This window comes from Neobacillus cucumis (assembly GCF_023715505.1).
The window spans coordinates 438,552-455,822 of record NZ_JAMBOH010000001.1; the positions used below are offsets into that span (position 1 = coordinate 438,552).

The following is a 17,271-nucleotide window of genomic DNA, read 5'->3' on the forward strand; positions in this document are numbered from 1 at the left end:
CTCATCTGAAAAAATAGCCGCTAACACAGTAAGTGATAACGGCAATTAACAACTCCTCTACAATGAGAACAATTAGAACATACTAATACTCAGCCTAAAAGCACGCTAGTGATCCCTTGATGCCACTAAATCCGTTATTTCGTTAAGAAAAATAGTATTTAACTCTGTCTTTTTTAAGTATTCTTTGGACAGCATAATCTGTTTCTGAAGGGCGGCTCTTGCCCCTTCCAAGGATAATAATTGTGGATAGGTGCTTTTATGGTTAACGGTATCACTGCCAACTGGCTTTCCAATTATTTGTTGATTGCCTACCAAATCTAGAATATCATCCTGTATTTGGAAAGCAAGTCCAAGGTGATGTGCAAAAGACGATAGGTTTTGTAATAAGCTTTCATTTGCATGAGCCATAATGGCTCCTGCAACAACACTGAATTTTAGCAGCTTACCTGTTTTGTGAATATGTATATACTCTAGTTCATCAAGGGATAGAATTTTGTTCTCCCCTTCCATGTCAGCTACTTGTCCGCCTACCATTCCTTCAGCTCCGGCTGCTTTTGCCATTTCTATTACCAACTTCGTTTTTACAGTAGGTGGAGCAAAATCTTCGGAAAGCATGTTTATTACTTCAAAACTATAGGTTAATAAAGCATCACCAGCGAGTATCGCAATCGCATCACCAAACACCTTATGATTGGTTGGCTTTCCTCTTCTCAAATCATCATTATCCATACTAGGCAGGTCGTCATGAATTAAAGAATAGGTATGAATCATTTCGATTGCGGCTGCAGCCGGAATTCCCTTTTTAGGGTCAATTCCAAAAGCATCTAAGGTTGCGAACAACAATAAGGGGCGTATTCTTTTACCGCCTGCTTCTAGAGAATAAATCATGGAATCCTTTATTACGGAAGGGGCATCCAGTTTTTCTACCAGCGCTCGAAGTTCCCGATTTAACAGTTGTTGATATTCTTTTCTAAATGCGTCTAGTACCCTGGTTTCCAAGCCTAATCCTCCTCTGTAATAGAAAAACGCTCAGTACGTCCGTCCTCCGTAATAATTTGCGTAAGCTGTTCCTCCACCGTTTTTAATTTATCATGACATAGTTTTGAAAGTTCCATACCTTCCTTATAGAAAGTAATTGCTTCTTCTAAGGGAACATCGCCTTCTTCAAGCTTCTCAACAATTTCCTCAAGCTTTGTCATGGCCTCTTCAAAGGTTAAGGTTTTATCATTTGTCACTATTTTCTCTCTCCTTTATAGTTTCCACTTTACAGAAAAGGCTTCCATCCGTTAATTGAATTTGAACTTGCTCATTCGCTTTTACCTGATTGACACTTTTAACGAGCCGGTTATCCTTTGTATAGGCTAAACTATATCCCCGCTCCATTATTTTAAGTGGGCTTAATGCCTGTAGTGTAGAAACCATCCGATCAAATTCTGTCTGTTTTTTTACATAAATCTGCGTTACTGCTCGGGTTAGATCCTTTTGCGTCCTGTCAAAACGCCTTTTAGCCTCCTGCAGTCCCTCGTTTGGATGTCTACGCTGTAATCGTTTTGTTAAAATCTCATACTGGTCATTTTTTACTCCGGTTAATCGAGAGGTTCCACGTACCAGTTGTTCAGTTAACCGATCCACCTGCTCAAGTTTTTGCTCGTAAAGCCGGTGCGGATATCGAAATGCATATGATTTTTGAACACGATTTAACCGTTCTTTTTCAAAATTAAACCTTCCGCTCATGACCCGGATCAGACGAGTTTGCCGCTGTAAAATTCGATCCATCAACTCTTCAATATGCGGAACAGCTAATTCTGCTGCACCGGTTGGTGTAGGAGCCCGCATATCAGCAACGAAATCAGCAATTGTAAAGTCAGTTTCATGACCTACCGCTGAAATAATCGGAATCTTAGATGAATAAATAGCACGGGCTGTCATTTCCTCATTAAAGGCCCATAACTCCTCAATAGAACCTCCTCCCCGTCCAACAATTAAGACATCAATTTCCTCCATGCTGTTGGCTTTTTCGATGGCCTTAACGATTGAAGGGGCAGCGTTCTCTCCTTGAACCAGAGCAGGGAACACAAGTATATTTGCAATGGGATAACGTCGTTTAATTGTGGTAATGACATCCCGTATGGCGGCTCCTGTAGGGGAAGTAATCACACCAACCGTTCTTGGATATAGAGGAATGTTTTTTTTTGTTTCGGGAGCAAATAACCCTTCGGCTTCTAATCTTTTTTTTAGTTGTTCATATGCTAGAAATAATTCTCCAATGCCATCAGGCTGCATTTCTCTAATATATATTTGATATTGGCCGCTTGGTTCATAGACACTGACTTCACCCTTAACAATCACTTTCATACCGTTTTCAGGTGAAAATTTCATAAATCGAGATTGCCCGGCAAACATCACAGCAAGAATTCGGGCTTTCTCATCCTTTAATGTAAAATACATATGTCCGCTTGAATGCTGCTTAAAATTTGAAATTTCGCCTCTTACATGGACTTCTCGTAAATGGGGATCAGCATCAAATTTCCGCTTGATATATTTTGTTAAAGCATTCACAGATAAATATCTTTGTTCCTGCATGTGCAGCTCCTTTTGAAGAAAGAATAAAACTGTCCTTATCTATTATACATTTAGCGAGATTTTTTGTCTGTAAAAAACAAATCGCTCCTAAATGTATAAGATAAGGACATCATTTACTTAATCTCGGACATGACTTTCAGCAGCAGACTTCACCGTATTGTACATAAGCATGGTGATGGTCATTGGACCGACACCTTTTGGAACTGGGGTAATAAACCCTGCCTTTTCTGCAACCTCTTCAAACGCCACATCGCCACAAAGTTTTCCAGCTTCATTCCGGTTGATACCAACATCAATAACAACGGCGCCATTCTTAACATGCTCCGCCGTAATAAAGTTCGGTATTCCGACCGCAGCGACAAGAATATCCGCTTGGTTTGTATGTAACGGCAAATCTTTTGTTTTAGAATGACAATAGGTAACAGTGGCATCTTGACTTAAGAATAATTGACCAACTGGTTTACCAACAATATTACTTCTTCCCACTACGACTACATGCTTCCCTGGAATAGAAATACCAGTCTCCTCCAGTAACACCATAATCCCGTATGGTGTACAAGGTAAAAAGGCATTCTGCCCGGTCATCATTCTACCAATATTGATTGGGTGGAAACCATCGACATCCTTTAACGGAGAGATGGATTCAATTACTTTCTTTTCATCAATATGCTTTGGCAGCGGCAGCTGTACTAATATACCGTGAATGTCCGGCGTTTCATTTAATTCCGCAATTTTAGCTAATAGCTCCTGTTCGGAGACTTCTTCTGGCATTTCAATTAATAATGAATTCATGCCTAGTTCTTTACAGGCCTTTTCTTTGTTGTTCACATATGTCCTAGATGCATGATTATTTCCAACTAGAATTACCGCTAGGCCTGGTGTTACGCCACGATTTTTCAATTTCACAACTTCTTCAGCAATTTCCACTCTTTTTTTTGCTGCTATCTCTTTACCATTAATAATCTGTGCTGTCATCACTTTTCCTCCCGCTGTCCCTAGAAAATATCAATTAATTGTTTTGAAGTGTATCTTTTATCTTAGATAAAACGCCATTAATAAACTTACTTGATTGATTATCACCGTATATTTTTGCAATTTCTATCGCTTCGTCTAATATAACATTGCCGGGAATTTCCTGACAAAATTTCAATTCAAATACGGCCATTCTTAATAAGTTCCGATCAACAGTAGCCAATCGGTCTAAAGTCCACTTTTCAAGGTTTTCGATAATAAGGTTATCGATTTCAGCTTTTTGTTCGCCGACCCCTTGAACTAGCCGGTTTAGATAGTCATCACTCGGCTCACCTTCTAAGACATGTTCAATTGCTAATGATGGTTCGGTGTTACTAACATCAATTTGAAAAAGTGCTTGTAACGCCTTTTCCCTAGCTGTTCTTCTTTTCATTCTACCGTTAACTCCTTTAGTCATATATTAACTTAACTGCTTCTTTATAATTTTTGTTTATGAACTGGCACTAAGCACTTAAAACTAGCTTGCACATAAAAAGATAATAGCATAACTAAAATGGAATCGCACGGTATGTCTTATTATTTTATAAAAGAGCAGCCAGCATTTTATTAATACGTAATAAGTTGTATCCATAATATGTTATTCATAAACTTATAGTGAAAATAGAAGAACCAAAGGATTCTATACCTTTGGTTCTCAAAAACTTAAAGTTCAGTGTCAATTTCCTGTTCATTCTTTTGGGTTTCAAATGCAATCCCCACTACGTGAATGTTTACTTCTTCTGCATCTAAGGCAGTCATATTCAACAAGGCTTGACGAATATTATCCTGAACCTTTCCAGCAACTGCCGGGATAGACGTACCAAACTTCATTAAGCAATAAACATCGACTTTAATTCCTGTTTCAGTAAGTTCTACCTTAACACCTTTGCCGTGATTCTTTTTCCCAAGACGCTCTACAACACCTGTTGCAAAATTACCGCGCATCCCGGAGACACCTTCCACCTCGGATGCAGCGATTCCGGCAATCACTTCAATAACCTCAGGGGCTATTTCAATTTTACCATGTCCATTGTTTCCTTGATCCATTTCCAAGACACTAAATTCGCTCATTTTAAACACCTCCAGATATTAGACAGACTTCATCACATCATACAATTCCAGAAATTTTGTATTAAAATTGCCTTCCACAAATTTCTCATGCTCTAACAATTTTAAATGGAACGGTATCGTTGTATGGATACCTTCCACAACAAACTCACTTAATGCCCGCTTCATTCTTGAGATTGCTTCTTCTCTGGTGCTGCCATATGCGATGACCTTTGCAATCATGGAATCGTAGTAAGGCGGAATGGTATATCCTGGATACGCCGCTGAATCGATACGAACTCCTAACCCGCCTGGCGGTAAATACATCTTAATTTTTCCTGCTGAAGGAAGAAAGTTCTTCTCTGGATTTTCTGCATTAATACGGCACTCAATGGCCCAGCCTGTAAAAGTAACATCCTCTTGTTTAAGGGTTAGTTTTTCACCGTTTGCAACTCGGATTTGTTCTTTAATCAAGTCAGTTCCAGTGACCATTTCTGTCACAGGATGCTCGACCTGAATTCTTGTGTTCATTTCCATAAAATAAAACTTGCGATTGCGGTAGTCATATATAAATTCTACCGTTCCGGCACCTGAATAATCAACTGCTTTTGCCGCTTTTACAGCTGCTGTTCCCATTTCCTCACGAATCTCACCATCTAAAGCCGGTGACGGCGATTCTTCCAACAGCTTTTGAAGGCGGCGTTGGATAGAGCAATCTCTTTCACCTAAGTGTATCGTATTTCCATGTTTATCACCTAGTACTTGTATTTCAACGTGACGGAAATCCTCAATATATTTTTCTATGTACACACCAGAATTTCCGAAGGCCGTCAACGCTTCCTGCTGAGTGATATTGATTCCTTTAATTAATTCCTGCTCACTTTTGGCGACACGGATCCCTTTACCTCCTCCGCCTGCTGTTGCCTTAATGATGACAGGGTAATCGATTTGTTTAACAAGCTCAAGTGCTTCCTCAATATCATTAATAATCCCTTTAGAACCTGGAACAACTGGTACACCAGCTTCGCGCATGGTTTCCCTGGCAATGTCCTTGGTGCCCATTTTTGTAATTGCTTCTGGGCTTGGTCCAACAAAAGTGATATTACATTCTCGACAAAGCTCTGCAAAGTCTGCATTTTCAGCAAGGAAGCCATATCCCGGGTGAATGGCATCACATGAGGTCAATTTTGCAACACTAATTATATTTGTAACGTTTAAATAACTGTCTTTTGATGATGTTGGTCCTATGCAATAGGCTTCATCTGCGAGTTGAACATGCAGGGCTTCACGGTCGGCCTCAGAGAAGACGGCAACCGATTCAATCCCCATTTCCCGACAGGCACGAATAATCCTGACAGCAATTTCTCCTCTATTTGCAATTAACAGTTTCTTTATCATCCTGTTATCGCTCCTTATTCTGGCTTGACTAGAAATAACGGCTGTCCATATTCAACTAATTGGCCATTTTTAACCAGTATTTCAACAATTTCTCCGTCTACTTCTGCCTCAATTTCATTAAATAATTTCATCGCTTCAACGATACAAACGATTGAATCCTTTGATACCCGATCTCCTGCTTTCACATAATTGTCAGCATCTGGAGTTGGTGAAGAATAGAAGGTTCCAACCATAGGCGAAGTGATTTTGTGTAAATTGGATTGCACTGCTGCTGGTTCATTTCCTGTTGCTTTCACTGGTTCGGGTGCTGCTTCTTGGACATGAGCAGTTGGTACTGGCTGTGCCGCAGGAACAGTTTGTACTGCTGCGTTAGCTGCCTGTGTTACTGAAGCTGGCTGAGAAATAATGGTCGTTTGACTATTTTTCTTCATTTGGATTTTTGAACCATCAATTTCATATACAAATTCATCGATACTGGATTGATCAACCAGTTTAATCAATTCGCGAATTTCTTGTACTTTTAACATTGAGTAACACTCCTTGTACAACTTTAATTAGGACTAACTACTAATACTATACGATAATAGCTAGTAAAAGTTCAATCATCTTAATTGAAATGACCCTGACAAATTGATAAATGCTGAATGCCGTCCCTTTTATATTAATCTTTTTTGCTTAAAAAAAGAAATATTTACGGCTTACTTCCTTACCAATGATGATTTTTTCCCTACTCATAAGGGATTTACCCATAAAAAAAAGGAAAGCTTAACTCTCCTTTTTTTATGGTTATTTACTTTGCAGGCTGATATTCAACCGCTACATAATTTGTTTCATCAATCTCTTTTTTCACTTCTAACATAATCTTATTAGCATCGGAAACAGATGGCTTCTTCTTGGCTTTTACTGTAACAATCACCTTTGGTCCATCTGCTCTTACTAGAACATCTTCATATCCCATTGTTTTAATAAATGTTTCAAGCAATTCTTCACTTTGAGCTACTTGATTTAGTTTATCCATTTGATCTTTCACCTTACTTTTTTCATCAGGAGTAAGATCAGTTGAGGCTAATTGACTTGTTAACTCTTCCTGTTTTTGACTGCGTAGATCTTCAAGCTTCATACGGAGTTCTTCAAATGCTCCATCACCAGCTACGCTGGATACGACAGTTTTCCCACTATTTTCCTTTGTTTCAGTTGTGGTTTTGCCTAGATTTTGATCTTTAGCCTTTTGTTGAACAGCTGCAAGATCGTTGCTTTTTTGCTCCGGTGATGTAATGTAATAAACCGATAAGACCACGACTAAACTTAACATTGTTAATAACCATACTGTTTGTTTTTTCAAAAGCATATTCTTTTCCCCCTTTATTTTTTAGGCATGACGGCCACTCGGTGGCTAGGTACTCCCAATGCCCTTGTAACTGCTTCCTTAATCCACTTTTTAACTTCAATATTATCTGCGCCCTTGGCTACTACTAGCACCCCGCGGATATCTGGTTTCTTAGTTTCTACGACAATAGGAACCTCTTTATCTCCATGACGGAGAATCACTAGCTGCTCGTCAGTCGAAGAATCAACTACTTTACGCTGGCCGCCTTCACGGTCTGTTTCATCGGTTGTTTGCGATTTTGTCACTGTATTTTTTTCTAGTATCTTCTTGTCGGTGGAATCAATCGTAACTACCACGGTAACATCATCAACACCCAGCATTGCCTCTAAAGCCTTCTTCATTTGATTTTCATATTTTTCCTCATAATCGGCGATTGCTTTATTCTCAGATGACTTTTTCAAGCCAAAAGCGGGAACATCTTCAGTTGTGACTTTTTCATTTGTCGCTGCAGGCTCTGCTTGTGTTGTCGAATTATCTTTAAAAACAATATTTCCTACAAGCATAAAGGCAGCTCCAATACACAGGACTAATAACATATACTGATATTTTCCGGGTTTTTTTTCGCCCTTATTTTCTGGTTTAAATATTTTTTTGAGCCATGATAACGGTCCTTGGTTGTTATCCATTATTCTTTTTAATCCCCCCTTCAATCGAAACTTCTACTGTTTCCTCTGTTACATTCCATTTCTGTGACAGAAATGAAGCAATTTTCTCTGTTTCTACTGTTGATCCTTCAGATGGAAGAGGTTTTTCGGTGTTTATTTCGATTTGTTTAATTGCTTCGACTGTCTTCACGCCGCTGTCTGGCTGTTTAAGAAGAACCGTAACCTTTTGGAGGTTTTCAGGAAATGCTTTGTCGCTTTCTGCGTTAACTGCTAGGTCAATTTTTTCTATCTCCAATCCGTATTGATTCATCAACTCCTCCTTAACATCCTTTTTTAGCTGGACAGCCATTTCTTCTAAAATATATGCATGTTGGGAGGCTTGTATTTCTTTTTTCTTTAAATCTATTGAATTTTTCATATTTTTTTCACCAGGAGCCTGATATGACGGGATGGAACTCATGGTTGTTTCAAAATCCTTGGAAATAAGCTTAAAGATTGGTGTAAGAATGATCGCAATTAAAAGAAGCCCTGTAACCATCTTGGTATATTTCTGCATACTCGAGTTGGGAAGAAGCATATCGATGACAGTGGCTAGCAGGATAAAAAGGATAATATTAGTTACCCATTCTTTTAAGAAATCCATGACTTCTCCCCCTTATCTCATCATCATAGTTAAATTTCCTGCCGCAACAATGACTGTAATACTTAAAAAGAACATAAGAGAGACAATCCCTAGGGCTGCAAATACATAGATGACACTTTTACTGATAATATCAAGGCATTTTATAACTGGACCGCCCCCTAATGGCTGTAGAATGGCAGCTGCAAATTTATAAATAAACGAAATCATTAATATTTTTAATGCCGGAAACGCCACAATGATTAACAAAATCGCGACACCTGCAATACCAACTGTATTTTTTAACAACACAGAAGCACTAACAACCGTATCTGTTGCATCTGTAAACATTCTTCCGATAACAGGAATAAAATTGCCAGTAACGAATTTAGCCGTTCTGATTGCTACTCCATCAGTAACCGCCGCTGATGCTCCTTGGACCGAAATCACACCAAGAAATACGGTTAAGAAAAGCCCCATTAACCCGATGCTCCAATTTCGTAACAACGCCGCTAACTGCGACACCTTGTATTGTTCAGACATTGTACTGACAATACTCAGTAAAGTAGCTAAAAAAAGGAGAGGCAGAATAATATATTGCATAATTAATCCGCTTGAATTCATTAAAAATAGGATGACAGGGTGAAAAAAGGCAGCAGAGACAACTCCTCCTGACGCCGCTATTAAGGCGAGCAGAAGAGGAACAAGGGCCAGGACGAAGGAGATCATCGTTCCAATCGCTTCATTTGTGTAGCTGATGGCAATATGGAAACTATTTAGAGCTAAAATGACAAGGACCATATAGATGATTGAATATGCTACTTTACTAATCGTGCTCTTCTCAAAGGCATTTTGCATCGACTGTAGAAACATGCTGAAAATGGTCAAAATGATTAAAGAACCCAACAATTTTCCATTCGCAATAAACTCATGAAAGGCGAATTTAAGTACTCCTTGTCCCCATTGTTTAAAGGAAAATTTTTTATCTCCTTTTACAAAATCATAGAGACTGCCCTTTTGACTTTCCGGAAGAAAGCCTCCATATTTATTGGTAATATCCTCCCAATATTGTTGAAGCTCACTTATATCCAGCGACTCTAACTGCTGGTCTACCAAATCCTGAGCCGAGAGTGTTTCTTGAGTGTCTTTAGATTCTTCCGCAGCTTGTACACTTGGAATATAAAAAAACAAGAATAAGAGAATCATAATAGGAATAAACTGCAGCTTTTGCTTCATTACTACACCTCTTTTAGGAGCTGTCCTCAACTAGGAATAAGTTTTATAATGGTTTCGATTAATACGGTTAAAATAGGGATGGCCATGGCTAATATGATGATTTTTCCGGCTAATTCTATCTTGGAAGCAATGGCTCCTTGACCGGCATCCTTTGTAATTTGGGTGGCAAATTCTGCAATATACGCAATTCCAATAATCTTAAGGATTGTCTCGACATAAACCATATTTACCTTTGCATTTACGGCCAGCTTTTCAAGCATATGAATAATTTCAAATATTTTATCGACTAAAAAGAGAAAAATCACACAGCCTACAAAAACAACTAAGAGAAAAGCAAAATTAGGTTTTTGCTCTTTAATAATTAAGGCAAGAAATGTGGCGATCAGGGCTACACCGACAATTTTGATGATTTCAATAGCTGAGCCCCCCTTTCTATTGAAACAAGAATACAGATTTTATTTTTTGGAAAAGATCGTCCACAATGGTGGCTACCTGGAACAAGATATAGATAAACCCAAATAACGTTACCCATTGGGCATATTCTTTTTTGCCTACCTGATCCAAGACTGTGTGCAAAAAAGCAACAACGATTCCTACTCCAGCAATTTTAAAGATAATATCCACTTCTAACCCCATTGCATTTCCCCCTAAAATAATAAGATAATCAGTAACAATCCGGATAAGAATCCCAAACTCTTGAGCATCTTTTCATATTTTGCCTGGCGATCTACAGCATCTGCTTCTTCTCTTTCAAGATGGGAAAGCGTAAGCAAAATATGCTTTTGCTGGGAAATGCGATCATGACGGCCTAATGTTTCCCCAAACTGCTTCATTATTTCGAATTCTCCCTGTTTTAAAGCAGTTAACTTCCAAATCTCTTGTAAACTAGTCTCCCAGGCATCTTTTACCGTTGTTTCTGTTTTCGTTAATCTACTCGCAAAGGTTTCAAAGAACTTTGACAGCGGATTAGCAAGCTGGGCGGCTAATCTTCTTGCAGCCTCATGTAGTGGTGTATGGCTGTACATAATTTCAGCCTCGAGTGATTGCAGTGCTGAGCGTAAAGCCCTTAACTGCTTAGGGCGGTCACTAAAATTTCGTGCCGCTTCAAACCCTGTCCATGTAGTCGCAACAATAATAATAATGGCGCCAATTAACTTAATCATTTATGTCACTCTCACTTTTTGAGGCATTTCATTGCCGTAGGCATCCACGATGCGGGTTATCGTTCCAGGTCCCGATGCCCTGCTCAGAATTACAAACCGTTCAAATATCTTTTGTTCCATGATTTCCATTAAAGATGGGCGCTTTTTAATTTCTTCTATATTTGATCCATGGGTTGTCATCATTAGTTTTATTCCTGCATGTACTGCTTCTTGAATGGCCTCAGCATCTTCTCGGCGGCCGATCTCATCAACAATCAATACATCCGGACTCATCGAACGGATCATCATCATCATTCCCTCAGCTTTCGGACAAGCGTCTAAGACATCAAGACGATGGCCAAAGGTTAACTGTGGCACTCCATTAACACAGCCTGCAATCTCACTTCGTTCATCAACAATCCCCACTTTACTTGCTTTATTTCCAGCTGGATGATTCCCAGATGAAATGATCCTCGCAATATCTCTTAACAATGTGGTTTTTCCTGTTTGCGGCGGTCCAATAATCATGGTATGCATCCAACCTTCTTGAAAAATATAGGGAACAATCGCCTCCGCTATTCCAATCTTTTCTCTGGCAATTCTAATGTTGAACGAGGAGATATCTCTTATCGCCTTAACCTTTCCAGCTTCGAGAATGACCTTTCCTGCTAGTCCAATACGATGTCCCCCGGATATGGTAATATAACCGCGTTTAAGTTCTTCTTCCAATGTATAAATGGAGAATTGACTAATTTTATTCAGAAGATTTTGGGCATCCTCAGGCTGAATAATATACGATAAAAACCTCGGAGCACCCTTTAGAGTGATTTCGATTGGACGATTAATCCGGATGCGAATTTCCTCTACTTCTTCTTTTTGATTAGGAGGGATTTGGCTGATTAGGCTGGCAAGAGTTTTAGGTAAAAAGTTGAGAATCGTTTCCACGTATACATCCTCCTCAAATTTCCTTTCTCATTATTTAAAATGTATGCCTGCTTGGACACAATATGACATGCACGTCTGTTAATTTCATTCTATTTTTTAGTTGATGTTAATAGAACAAAATACTGCATGTACTAGATTGTAAGATACGAGGAACATTATCCGGGGACAGCCATATTTTATATAGAAAAAGTGTAAGCGCCCGTTTAGTGAAGTCCAATTGTCTCTGGGTGCTGGAGCTGGACACTTCTCAATGTCAAATCCATATGAAAAGTAGGAAGGGAGGAAAAGTAAAATGTATCGATATCCTGTACCAGCTCGAAATGGACTGCATTCTAAAGGTCATTTAATAAAAGTGATTGGCGAAGGGGAACTGCTCCTGTCACCCGATTCGGCTTCGGTAAACTTAGGAGTAATAACAGAAATGAAAGAACTTATACCCGCTCAGGAGCAAAATACTATTGGGATAAAAAAAGTGATTAATGCACTTAAGACACTGGGTATCCCCCAAAATTCAATCCAAACGTCTGATTATCAAATTGACACTGAGTACGATTATCAACAAGGGAAACAACTTTTTCGTGGTTACAAAGTTACTCATCTTTTAAATGTGAAGATAGACGATCTATCTTTAGTAGGAAAAGTAGTGGACACTGCGGTTCAAAATGGGGTGAATTATGTTTCAAACATCCAATTTACCCTAAAAAATAAAGAAGGTTTTTATTTACAAGCCTTAGCACTTGCACTTAACAATGCAAGTGAAAAAGCCAAAACGATTGCAACAACACTTCATGTCACTTTAAATCCGACACCTAGTTCGGTAGTTGAGAGCGGTTCTAGCGTGCAACCTATCCATTATCCAGCTGAAACCTTGGCAAAAGGGTTTAGTTCGACTCAACTTGAGCCAGGGCAGCTAAAAGTTAAGGCCGTTATATCAGCTGAATTCCACTATCATACCACCGTATGACCGACAACAAAAAAAGACTGAACCATATAGGTCTCAATCCTTTTTTGTAAGTATAAATTATTTATCATATTTCTTTGCCCAGTTATATAATTGCATTTCCGTGACAGGGCCATTAAAATGCTCTCTGATGATTCCTTGTTTATCAATGACAAAGGTCTCAGGCTGCCCTGTTACATTATACATTTTTGAAACCTTGGCATTATAGTCAAATAAATAGTTCATTCCTTCTTGGTTGTTTTTGGTTGACTTTTTTATTCGATCGATTGTTTCGCCTCGGTTTATCATAAGAAATCGATAGTTGTCTCCATAATCCTTTTGAAATGCTGCCAGCTCTGGGAATTCTTCTTTACAAGGTTCACACCAGCTCGCAAAATAATTGATGATAACCACTTTTCCTTTGTATTCAGAAAGCTTCGCAGTACCCCCCTCATATTTTGGCAGTTCGAAGTTATAAGCTTGATCGCCAACATCGGTGTTTTTACCTTTAGTAATCAGACTATAACCAAAAAAACCAAACATACCTACAATTAGAATTAATACGAGTAATTTGATGACTCGCTGGTTCATCATGCTTCCCCCTGACACCGATAGGCTTTTTTATAAAGAACTTGGAAATTCTTCACAGGCCCCTCATAAAATCACTTATCCAGTTCCCTTAAAAACTCAATTTCCTTTTTTAGCTTTGTGTGTCTTTTTCCTAAAATTAACATGTAAGCAAAAATAACCACCCAAGCAACAGAATAAGCACCGTACATATATTCATAACCCATGATTCATTCCTCCTATTTTTCCATGTCTGCTCTTAATTTTTCTTTATAAAGTTCAATCTTAATTTTCATATTTTCGAAGGTAACACCTTTTTGCAGAAGGTAACAATAAAGAATGGTAAAAGCTGCAAGGGACACAAACAATGCCGTCAGCATCGTTCCCTCTATACCTCCACCTTGCTGTGAAGGCCCACTGCCAAAAACGATTGGATGGAATTTTGTCTGCCACCATCGAATTGCAAAGAATACAATCGGAACGTCTGCAAAACCTATAATTCCAAATACAGCAGCAAGTCTTGCTTTTTTATCCCAAACCCCATCCATTTGGCGAATCATAATGTAAGCAATATAGATAAAAAATAAGATTAACGTGGTGATTAACCTTGGTTCCCAAACCCACCAAGTATTCCATGATGATTTTGCCCAAATTGGTCCTGTCGTTAACACAATGATCGTAAAAACAATACCAATCTCTGCAGACACATATGCATAAGTATCAAAAATTTTTTTTCGCTTAATCAAGAATAAAATACTAAATACAAATGTAACGAAAAAGGCCATAAATGCCAGCCATGCAGAGCTTACATGGAAATAAAAGATTTTTTGTGCTGCGCCCATTGTTTGTTCTTCGGCAGCATAAATAAAAATAAAATAGAGAGCAATTAACATCGAAGCAACTGTCCCGCCAAACAAAATACTCGATATATTGTTTGTCTTTGTTTTAGTTAAATCAGCTCCAGGAAGTACTGCTTTCTCTCGTTCGAGATTCATACTCATCACTTAAACCTCCAGCACATAATCTATTAATAAGAAACAAACAACAAAGAAGATAATATCGTAGGCAGTAACAAGCTGAATCCAAGCTATTGCACTTGAGATTTTCTCCATATTCGTTAAGATAATCTTTGTTGCTTGCACGACACCAATTAAGATTGGTGTTGTGATTGGGAAGAGCAATAATGGCAGCAGCATTTCACTGCTTTTGGAATTTGCAGCAAGAGCAGCTAAAAAAGTCCCAATTGCGATAAAGCCAAAACTCCCTAAAAAGACGACTAAGATGAAAAAAGGGAGACTGCCAAGAAATTTAAAATCAAATAGCAAAAACAGAAAGGGTATTGATACGATTTCAACCACTAACATCATCGTGAAATTTGCTAGGAATTTACCTAAATAGATACTTGCCGCTTCCATTGGGGCTACCAGCAAACCCTGCATGGTATCATTTCGCTGCTCGGAAATAAATGATCGATTAAGACCAAGGATTCCGGCAAATACGATAATGACCCAAATAACTCCTGGAATGACAGCCTTTGTTGTATTGTTAGCGGGGTCAAAGGCAAAACTGAAAACTACAATAACAAGTCCGGCAAAAATAATTTGTGTTGTCAGAATTTGTTTTGTTTTTAACTCTGAATATAAATCCTTCTTTGCTAAGAAGAGGGCTGTTCGAAAAAGGTTCATGATACACCCTCCACAAGAAGTTCATATTTTTCTGTGACAAAACCAAGATTGTGATTTTGAATCCTAAAGTCATCAACAATTTTTCCATTCTTCACAATGATTACCCGGTCACAAATTTCCGCTGCTTGTTTAAAATCATGAGTAACCATCAGTGTTGTGGTACCTTTATTTTTCATAGATAAGACGACATCGTTTAAAATTGAAATGGCCCCTTGGTCCAATCCGGTGTGTGGTTCATCTAAAAGAAGGAACTGTGGATCATGGATTATAGCCCTTGCAATCGCAATCCGTTGAATCATGCCTCGGGAAAAATTTTTGACTGGCTCGTTCAAGAAAAAGGATAATCCAACATCTTTTACAAGCTTACTCGCTTTTTGTTCGACATCTTTCACCCCGTATATATTCCCATAGAATACGAGATTCTCAAGCGGAGAGTAATGATCATAAAGTAAGCTGGAATGGGGTAAATATCCCAATAATTTTTTTATTTCTATCTGTTTTTTTCGGAGTTCCATGCCATTAATCAAGACATGACCGGATGTCGGTTTAATTAAGGTAGCTAGTACCTTTAGAAGCGTACTCTTCCCCGCACCGTTTGGCCCTAAAATTGCAATAGTTTCCCCTTTTTTTATTGAGAGTTCTACGCCACGTAAGATCCGCTTATTATCAGCTTGCTTCGTCAACTTTTTCAATTCAATCATTGTGCAGTCCCTCCCATCCCAGCTGTTACTCAATAAAACTCCGTAAATTCAGCTTAACTTGTACTAGATGCTGTTTGTAGGCAGCAAGTTTCGCATGATACTCACCTTCTGAGAGGTTACCTTCACCAAAAGTTTCTTCTAGTTCAATAATCTTTTCCATAATTGCTTTTTGTTTTGCCATTAATTGTTTGAAGGCTTTTTCTTCCTTATCAGCCCCTAGTCTTTCCTCTTCCAATCTCGCTTTTCTTTTAAAGTAGATAAAATAAGAAATACCAGTAATAATGATTGCTCCAATAATAATTAGAAAGATGTGTGGATTAAAACTGTGTAATGGCGATTGTGCCCACATCCTTAGATGTCCAGGGTTATGAAATGCTGGTGCGGTATGAGTTACACCGCTGATGCTTTCTTTATCAGTAGTTGTTGCAGATTGTTTTGTTTCATCTGACGGCGGTTGTACATCTTTATTGTAGACTAGCGTAAATGCCTGGTTTTCCTTCAAACCTTCGATGCTGTATCCAAAATAGTTTTGGTCATCAAATTTAAATAAACCTTGACTAGTAGCTTCTGCACCAGTCACTACAACACTGCCCATGCCTTCTGGTACAAGGATTTGCATCATTCCAACAGGGTAATTCATTGTTAACTTGATTTCTTTCCCTTTTGGAATTCGATAACTGTATGGGAGCACAGTTGTTTGATTTGCTGCAACCGGGGTTGTGGTAATAAACCCTTTATCTACTTGTTTATAGGCGATTTTACTATCTAAAAAATTAAGATCCTTGGCGTTTTCCGGCAGCGTCACTTTTAAAACAGCGTCACTCTTACCATCACCTTTATATTCCACGGAAGATGTATTCGTATAATTGACCATATTCATCATATTAGTTGACCCATCTTCTGCCGGGCTTACCACAAGGTAGTGCAAGTCAATGGATATATTTGTATCTGTTGCTGCTAATCCATGAAATGGTACTAGCAGCAGAAGTCCAAGGAAGAATGTGGTGATTTTTTTGATCACTTTCCTTCCCCCTTTTTCTTTACATAGAAATTCATTTGTTCCTCAATTTCTTTTTCTACTTCTGCCATTAAATCTTTATCGATATTTGTATCTACTATTAGTTGGTCTTCTTCCTTCATAATTTTGGCAACTTCTGTTTCATATTGCTTTTTTAAGTTTTTATAATCAGCGTGTGAGATTTTATCCATTTTGTACTCAAACTCAATTTCATTGAGTGTGGTTAAAAGTGCCTGTTTCGTTGTGACTAAATCCTGGTCCTTTGAACCAATTTGGATAAAGGTATCCAACTTAAAAAATGGAGCCAATATTAAAAACAAAACTATTAACGCCCAAGCTGCAGTAAAAATGATTGAAATGATTGAGATATCAGGCATTTTTTTCACA

The 17,271-nt window shown here is 38.4% G+C and carries 24 protein-coding genes; 1 reads left to right on the forward strand and 23 read right to left on the reverse strand.

The window, feature by feature from the left end; all coding sequences use genetic code 11:
• Positions 1 to 105: 105 nt before the first annotated feature.
• From M3226_RS02285 to spoIIIAA, 16 genes are all read right to left on the reverse strand, one after another.
• Positions 106 to 999 carry a polyprenyl synthetase family protein gene (locus tag M3226_RS02285; RefSeq protein WP_251562153.1) on the reverse strand — a complete coding sequence of 298 codons (894 nt, stop codon included), beginning with the start codon at positions 997 to 999 and terminating at the stop codon, positions 106 to 108.
• A gap of 2 nt (positions 1,000 to 1,001) precedes the next feature.
• The gene (locus M3226_RS02290; protein ID WP_098530074.1) at positions 1,002 to 1,235 is read right to left on the reverse strand and encodes an exodeoxyribonuclease VII small subunit; all 234 of its coding nucleotides are present in this window, start codon (positions 1,233 to 1,235) and stop codon (positions 1,002 to 1,004) included.
• Positions 1,225 to 2,583, reverse strand: coding sequence for an exodeoxyribonuclease VII large subunit (xseA, locus tag M3226_RS02295; protein WP_251562155.1), 1,359 nt, complete (start codon positions 2,581 to 2,583; stop codon positions 1,225 to 1,227). The genes M3226_RS02290 and xseA overlap by 11 nt, the downstream gene beginning before the upstream one ends.
• A gap of 117 nt (positions 2,584 to 2,700) precedes the next feature.
• A complete protein-coding gene (gene folD, locus M3226_RS02300) occupies positions 2,701 to 3,558 on the reverse strand; it encodes a bifunctional methylenetetrahydrofolate dehydrogenase/methenyltetrahydrofolate cyclohydrolase FolD (protein WP_251562157.1) in 858 nt (285 codons plus the stop codon).
• 34 nt (positions 3,559 to 3,592) lie between these two features.
• Positions 3,593 to 3,988 carry a transcription antitermination factor NusB gene (gene nusB, locus M3226_RS02305; RefSeq protein ID WP_251562159.1) on the reverse strand — a complete coding sequence of 132 codons (396 nt, stop codon included), beginning with the start codon at positions 3,986 to 3,988 and terminating at the stop codon, positions 3,593 to 3,595.
• Positions 3,989 to 4,257: 269 nt separating this feature from the next.
• On the reverse strand, positions 4,258 to 4,665 hold the full coding sequence (locus tag M3226_RS02310; protein ID WP_098530070.1) for an Asp23/Gls24 family envelope stress response protein: 408 nt from the start codon (positions 4,663 to 4,665) through the stop codon (positions 4,258 to 4,260).
• A gap of 18 nt (positions 4,666 to 4,683) precedes the next feature.
• Positions 4,684 to 6,039, reverse strand: coding sequence for an acetyl-CoA carboxylase biotin carboxylase subunit (accC, locus tag M3226_RS02315; RefSeq protein WP_251562161.1), 1,356 nt, complete (start codon positions 6,037 to 6,039; stop codon positions 4,684 to 4,686).
• A gap of 14 nt (positions 6,040 to 6,053) precedes the next feature.
• The gene (gene accB / locus M3226_RS02320) at positions 6,054 to 6,566 is read right to left on the reverse strand and encodes an acetyl-CoA carboxylase biotin carboxyl carrier protein (protein ID WP_251562163.1); all 513 of its coding nucleotides are present in this window, start codon (positions 6,564 to 6,566) and stop codon (positions 6,054 to 6,056) included.
• Between the two features lie 263 nt (positions 6,567 to 6,829).
• Positions 6,830 to 7,387 carry a SpoIIIAH-like family protein gene (locus tag M3226_RS02325; protein ID WP_251562165.1) on the reverse strand — a complete coding sequence of 186 codons (558 nt, stop codon included), beginning with the start codon at positions 7,385 to 7,387 and terminating at the stop codon, positions 6,830 to 6,832.
• A 14-nt stretch (positions 7,388 to 7,401) separates the two neighbouring features.
• Entirely contained in the window at positions 7,402 to 8,052 is a 651-nt protein-coding gene (spoIIIAG, locus tag M3226_RS02330) for a stage III sporulation protein AG (protein WP_251562167.1), read from the reverse strand.
• On the reverse strand, positions 8,045 to 8,674 hold the full coding sequence (gene spoIIIAF / locus M3226_RS02335; RefSeq protein ID WP_251562168.1) for a stage III sporulation protein AF: 630 nt from the start codon (positions 8,672 to 8,674) through the stop codon (positions 8,045 to 8,047). The genes spoIIIAG and spoIIIAF overlap by 8 nt, the downstream gene beginning before the upstream one ends.
• 12 nt (positions 8,675 to 8,686) lie before the next feature.
• The gene (gene spoIIIAE / locus M3226_RS02340) at positions 8,687 to 9,886 is read right to left on the reverse strand and encodes a stage III sporulation protein AE (protein WP_251562170.1); all 1,200 of its coding nucleotides are present in this window, start codon (positions 9,884 to 9,886) and stop codon (positions 8,687 to 8,689) included.
• 26 nt (positions 9,887 to 9,912) lie between these two features.
• Complete coding sequence (spoIIIAD, locus tag M3226_RS02345) at positions 9,913 to 10,302, reverse strand: stage III sporulation protein AD (protein WP_172800905.1); 390 nt, start codon at positions 10,300 to 10,302, stop codon at positions 9,913 to 9,915.
• A gap of 16 nt (positions 10,303 to 10,318) precedes the next feature.
• Positions 10,319 to 10,522 (reverse strand): stage III sporulation protein AC, encoded by a 204-nt coding sequence (spoIIIAC, locus tag M3226_RS02350; RefSeq protein ID WP_026572556.1) that lies wholly within the window; start codon positions 10,520 to 10,522, stop codon positions 10,319 to 10,321.
• Positions 10,523 to 10,533: 11 nt separating this feature from the next.
• Positions 10,534 to 11,049, reverse strand: a complete 516-nt coding sequence (gene spoIIIAB / locus M3226_RS02355; RefSeq protein ID WP_251562172.1) for a stage III sporulation protein SpoIIIAB — start codon at positions 11,047 to 11,049, stop codon at positions 10,534 to 10,536.
• Positions 11,050 to 11,973 carry a stage III sporulation protein AA gene (gene spoIIIAA / locus M3226_RS02360; RefSeq protein ID WP_251562174.1) on the reverse strand — a complete coding sequence of 308 codons (924 nt, stop codon included), beginning with the start codon at positions 11,971 to 11,973 and terminating at the stop codon, positions 11,050 to 11,052.
• A gap of 292 nt (positions 11,974 to 12,265) precedes the next feature.
• On the opposite strand from spoIIIAA, the gene M3226_RS02365 reads away from it, so the two are divergent.
• Positions 12,266 to 12,937, forward strand: a complete 672-nt coding sequence (locus M3226_RS02365; RefSeq protein ID WP_251562176.1) for an SIMPL domain-containing protein — start codon at positions 12,266 to 12,268, stop codon at positions 12,935 to 12,937.
• A 57-nt stretch (positions 12,938 to 12,994) separates the two neighbouring features.
• On the opposite strand, the gene M3226_RS02370 is transcribed toward M3226_RS02365, so the two are convergent.
• The 7 genes from M3226_RS02370 to M3226_RS02400 form a co-directional block, all read right to left on the reverse strand.
• Positions 12,995 to 13,507, reverse strand: coding sequence for a TlpA family protein disulfide reductase (locus M3226_RS02370; RefSeq protein WP_251562178.1), 513 nt, complete (start codon positions 13,505 to 13,507; stop codon positions 12,995 to 12,997).
• A 68-nt stretch (positions 13,508 to 13,575) separates the two neighbouring features.
• Entirely contained in the window at positions 13,576 to 13,707 is a 132-nt protein-coding gene (locus M3226_RS02375) for a CcmD family protein (RefSeq protein WP_251562181.1), read from the reverse strand.
• 12 nt (positions 13,708 to 13,719) lie between these two features.
• A complete protein-coding gene (locus tag M3226_RS02380; protein ID WP_251562183.1) occupies positions 13,720 to 14,481 on the reverse strand; it encodes a cytochrome c biogenesis protein in 762 nt (253 codons plus the stop codon).
• Positions 14,482 to 14,484: 3 nt separating this feature from the next.
• Positions 14,485 to 15,165, reverse strand: coding sequence for a heme exporter protein CcmB (locus M3226_RS02385; RefSeq protein ID WP_251562184.1), 681 nt, complete (start codon positions 15,163 to 15,165; stop codon positions 14,485 to 14,487).
• Positions 15,162 to 15,866 (reverse strand): heme ABC exporter ATP-binding protein CcmA, encoded by a 705-nt coding sequence (gene ccmA / locus M3226_RS02390; protein WP_251562187.1) that lies wholly within the window; start codon positions 15,864 to 15,866, stop codon positions 15,162 to 15,164. Before ccmA ends, M3226_RS02385 begins: the two co-directional genes overlap by 4 nt.
• Before the next feature lie 25 nt (positions 15,867 to 15,891).
• Positions 15,892 to 16,887, reverse strand: a complete 996-nt coding sequence (locus M3226_RS02395) for a hypothetical protein (protein WP_251562189.1) — start codon at positions 16,885 to 16,887, stop codon at positions 15,892 to 15,894.
• Entirely contained in the window at positions 16,884 to 17,261 is a 378-nt protein-coding gene (locus M3226_RS02400) for a hypothetical protein (RefSeq protein WP_251562191.1), read from the reverse strand. The genes M3226_RS02395 and M3226_RS02400 overlap by 4 nt, the downstream gene beginning before the upstream one ends.
• Positions 17,262 to 17,271: the final 10 nt, after the last annotated feature.

What these genes read in the sequence shown, in the direction of transcription:
- ccmA (WP_251562187.1), bottom strand. Translation starts at nt 15,866, where the DNA reads ATGATTGAATTGAAAAAGTTGACGAAGCAAGCTGATAATAAGCGGATC.
- accC (WP_251562161.1), bottom strand. Translation starts at nt 6,039, where the DNA reads ATGATAAAGAAACTGTTAATTGCAAATAGAGGAGAAATTGCTGTCAGG.
- M3226_RS02380 (WP_251562183.1), bottom strand. Translation starts at nt 14,481, where the DNA reads ATGAGTATGAATCTCGAACGAGAGAAAGCAGTACTTCCTGGAGCTGAT.
- spoIIIAB (WP_251562172.1), bottom strand. Translation starts at nt 11,049, where the DNA reads ATGATTAAGTTAATTGGCGCCATTATTATTATTGTTGCGACTACATGG.
- M3226_RS02325 (WP_251562165.1), bottom strand. Translation starts at nt 7,387, where the DNA reads ATGCTTTTGAAAAAACAAACAGTATGGTTATTAACAATGTTAAGTTTA.
- M3226_RS02400 (WP_251562191.1), bottom strand. Translation starts at nt 17,261, where the DNA reads ATGCCTGATATCTCAATCATTTCAATCATTTTTACTGCAGCTTGGGCG.
- accB (WP_251562163.1), bottom strand. Translation starts at nt 6,566, where the DNA reads ATGTTAAAAGTACAAGAAATTCGCGAATTGATTAAACTGGTTGATCAA.
- xseA (WP_251562155.1), bottom strand. Translation starts at nt 2,583, where the DNA reads ATGCAGGAACAAAGATATTTATCTGTGAATGCTTTAACAAAATATATC.
- M3226_RS02370 (WP_251562178.1), bottom strand. Translation starts at nt 13,507, where the DNA reads ATGATGAACCAGCGAGTCATCAAATTACTCGTATTAATTCTAATTGTA.
- M3226_RS02365 (WP_251562176.1), top strand. Translation starts at nt 12,266, where the DNA reads ATGTATCGATATCCTGTACCAGCTCGAAATGGACTGCATTCTAAAGGT.
- folD (WP_251562157.1), bottom strand. Translation starts at nt 3,558, where the DNA reads ATGACAGCACAGATTATTAATGGTAAAGAGATAGCAGCAAAAAAAAGA.
- nusB (WP_251562159.1), bottom strand. Translation starts at nt 3,988, where the DNA reads ATGAAAAGAAGAACAGCTAGGGAAAAGGCGTTACAAGCACTTTTTCAA.
- M3226_RS02375 (WP_251562181.1), bottom strand. Translation starts at nt 13,707, where the DNA reads ATGGGTTATGAATATATGTACGGTGCTTATTCTGTTGCTTGGGTGGTT.
- spoIIIAC (WP_026572556.1), bottom strand. Translation starts at nt 10,522, where the DNA reads ATGGGGTTAGAAGTGGATATTATCTTTAAAATTGCTGGAGTAGGAATC.
- M3226_RS02310 (WP_098530070.1), bottom strand. Translation starts at nt 4,665, where the DNA reads ATGAGCGAATTTAGTGTCTTGGAAATGGATCAAGGAAACAATGGACAT.
- spoIIIAG (WP_251562167.1), bottom strand. Translation starts at nt 8,052, where the DNA reads ATGGATAACAACCAAGGACCGTTATCATGGCTCAAAAAAATATTTAAA.
- M3226_RS02385 (WP_251562184.1), bottom strand. Translation starts at nt 15,165, where the DNA reads ATGAACCTTTTTCGAACAGCCCTCTTCTTAGCAAAGAAGGATTTATAT.
- spoIIIAE (WP_251562170.1), bottom strand. Translation starts at nt 9,886, where the DNA reads ATGAAGCAAAAGCTGCAGTTTATTCCTATTATGATTCTCTTATTCTTG.
- spoIIIAF (WP_251562168.1), bottom strand. Translation starts at nt 8,674, where the DNA reads ATGGATTTCTTAAAAGAATGGGTAACTAATATTATCCTTTTTATCCTG.